The 3,368-nt window shown below is 52.0% G+C and carries 2 protein-coding genes; one reads left to right on the forward strand and one right to left on the reverse strand.

Annotation, left to right across the window (positions count from 1 at the left end; all coding sequences use genetic code 11):
- The first annotated feature begins 180 nt into the window (after positions 1–180).
- Positions 181–1,836, forward strand: a complete 1,656-nt coding sequence (locus ACR0FB_RS20630; protein WP_480621765.1) for an adenylate/guanylate cyclase domain-containing protein — start codon at positions 181–183, stop codon at positions 1,834–1,836.
- A 193-nt stretch (positions 1,837–2,029) separates the two neighbouring features.
- On the opposite strand, the gene ACR0FB_RS20635 is transcribed toward ACR0FB_RS20630, so the two are convergent.
- Positions 2,030–3,368, reverse strand: a 1,339-nt coding sequence (locus tag ACR0FB_RS20635) for a hypothetical protein (RefSeq protein ID WP_480621766.1), incomplete at its 5' end; no start/stop codon positions are given.

A 3,368-nucleotide genomic window follows, 5' to 3' on the forward strand; every position in this document is an offset into this window, starting at 1 on the left:
TGATCTCCAGCATGGAATGGATTTTGAGAGCAGTTTGGGACTTAGGGTTTACCGCTCAAAGGCAAAGTTGTCGGGCTGACAGAAGTTGAGTGTCGCGCTAAGTTCCTCAAAACGGGGGAACGAATGGACAGACGGCTTACCACAGTGCTTGCGGCGGACATCGTCGGATATTCAGCACTGATGGATCATGACCGTGAAGGTACGATTGCTGCGCTTAGATCATTCCGTGAAGATACACTTCAGTCGCTGCTGCAAGCCCACAGGGGGACATTGATCAAAAGCTTGGGCGACGGTTGGATTGCCGAGTTTAAGTCCACATCAGACGCTGCAGATTGCGCTATTGCATTACAGTCAGCGCAGAAACCAAAGAGCATCAAGCTTCGAATTGGCATTCATACTGGCGAGGTCGTTACAGAAGGCGATGACATTTTTGGTGACGGAATAAATGTCGCCGCTCGTCTCGAAGCGCTGGCCGAGCCGGATCAGGTTTTGATATCGGACACATCTCACAACAGTCTTGACCGAGGTGACGCGTCCAAATTCGATGGCGGCGAGCAGACAGAACTCAAAAATATCACGCGCCGCATTGGTGTTTGGTGCTGGCCAAAGGGCACTTATGCCAATCTATCAGAAAAGGCAGATGTCAGACCCGGGATTGCAGTGCTGCCATTCGACAATATGTCTGGTGATCCCGAACAGGAGTTTTTTGCGGACGGCATTACCGAAGACATTATCACAGAGTTGTCTCGTTTCCGTTGGCTGATGGTCGTGGCACGAAATTCATCTTTTACATTCAAAGGAAAAAGCACGGACATACGCGAAGTGGGTCGCATTCTTGGAGTGCGCTACGTTCTCGAGGGTTCAGTCAGACGAGCAGGTCAACGAGTCCGCATTACAGGTCAGTTGATTGATGCGGACGACGGCAGTCATCTCTGGGCAGATCGCTTCGACGGCGTGCTTGATGATATTTTTGAACTTCAAGACAAAGTAACGCTGGAGGTCGTAACCGCGATTGAACCGTCTCTAAGGCACGCCGAAACTAACCGTGCGCGGGCAAAACCTACGGAAAATTTGGAAGCTTATGAACTATATATTCGAGCACAATCGCATTTCCATCTTTTAACGGATCAAGACAATCGAGAGGCCATACGTCTGACAAACCTCGCATTGAGGCGTGATCCAGAATACGCCTCCGCGTCAGGGCTGTTGGCTTGGTTGCATATTCAACGAATGGTTCAAGGGCTTGAGCCAATTGGTGAAGGGCCGAAAGAGGCTATTCAGGCAGCCGAGCGGGTTCTGTTGAGCGATCGTGCAGACGGCATCGCGTTGGCGTACGCTGCGCATTCAATCTCTATGCTGGCGCGAGACCTGCCACGCGCGCGGGTTGCTTTCAAACAAGCCCTTGAGCAAAATCCAAATGCCGCAACGGTCCATATGCTGGGCTCCATCAACCTTTTTCTGCTTGATCGTCCAGAGGAAGCACTAAGTCACGCGGTTCAATCTGTTGAGCTCAGCCCTCACGATCCATTGCGCCACGCTGCTTACCTTGCTCAGGCTAGCGCGCTTTTTCACCTTGGGCGTTATGAAGAATCGGCTAAGGCTTGCCGAGACGCTTTATCTGTACGCTCAAATTTCGTAATGAGCCATCTCATGCTGATTGCTGCTTTAGGACACCTCACCGATGATGCTGCAGCTCGCAAAGCGGTAGCTGACCTTCAGACGTTGCGCCCAGGCCTGACTGCAGCCTCAGCGCAGACACAAATGCCAATATTCACTGTTCCATCCTGTGCAGATAGTTGGCGTGAGGGTTGGCTAAAAGCAGGGTTACCAAAATGAGTATCCGTAGCGTTTTTACAAAGGCTTTAGCTTCGCACCGCTCCAAGTTAACGTCAGGTCACAAAATTGAAGGTGAAAGAACTGAATGAGCACAGCAATAGCTTCCTGTGACTTCACGGAGTGTTAGAAACTGATTTATGCACAATTCAACCCTTCGTCTGTCCGATAACTCGTCCCACTTATTTCTGCAGCGTCAATTTTGAGCTTCGAACGGCACCACTTCTCGCCCAGTTCTCCGTTCATGTTCCGCCAACCTCTGAAGATACCCCTCAGACCGGGCCGTCTGCCGCCAGATGATGTAGTCTTTGACGTGGTTGGCGTTCGGGTCGGGTTGTTCGTCCAGCCCGTAGAACTTGTTTGATGTTGGTAACGGTGCACCAGCCACTTCAGCAGACGCCTCGGCCATCACCCGCTTCAGTTCGCCCACTCGGGTGTAATCGACAATAAAACTGTCATGCACGGATAGGACTGGAACGGCCCGATCGCAGAAGTGCCGATGGACGCGCTCCGCTATCTCACTATCAAGGTTCATCAACTGAATACCTTGATCCGCGAACAGAAAGTCCCTGATGTGAGGGGTCTTTTCCAGAAAGCCAGTCAGCAGGGCCTCCAGTTGCTCGTTCGTCAGTGTCTTGCCTGCGTGGCCGGTTGGGTATCCGTCTCGAAACGCCCGGAAGGCGGCATCCCTGGAACCGGCGTTGATTGCTGTCAGTACAAGCCGCTTGATAAATTGACGCTGCAGCACTGAAGGCAGCCATGCACCCAGTATGTTGGGCAATTCATAGGGATCGCCATCAAGTTCTTTTCCTGCTCGAAGGCTGAGCAACGAGACATGGAGGCTGCGGAAGTCCACTTCGACAACTGGCGTATCATTGATGAAGATCTTCGACCTCCAGTCACTATTTATCTGCTGCCACCAACCGCCATGAAAGCGCCCATTCAGGTTGAAGTCAGAGCGGCTGAATATCCTGCGGGTGAACTTATGATGATGATCGGTGGTGACATCATCGACCCTTGGTTCATCCAAAACAGGGATATCAATGAAAGCGCCACCAATAACTTGGTTATAGCGCTCAAGCTCAGCCCGCATTCTAATGATCTCGTCGGTTTCCTCGTACTCGACCAGTGCCTCTGCTTTGTCGCCTCTGAGGATGATGATTTCTTCACCTTCGACCCGACCAACGTCATCTCGTCGGAATGCCACTTCGGCGAACCATCCCTGCAGGACCTCGGAGGCTCGTATCCTTGTTGTTCTGTTCCCCTGGGCCAGAGGACCCGAGTAGCTGCCCTTGGCAACATCCAATAGTCCTGCCTCAATCAGGGTGTGAATGATCGGGATGATCTTCTTGGATATATGGATCGCGTTATAGCGAGAAGACGTGTCCCAGTGGTTCGAGGACATGGAGACGCCGATAGACAGTTCTGGGTCTTCCAGCCAAGCAACATACAGGTCCAGAACCAGCACTCGGAGTTGATGTCTGAATGCAGTCTTCGGCTTCGGTCCGGAGGTCTGATCACTCGGCAGGTAGTTG

This window comes from Ruegeria sp. P10, from assembly GCF_056534925.1.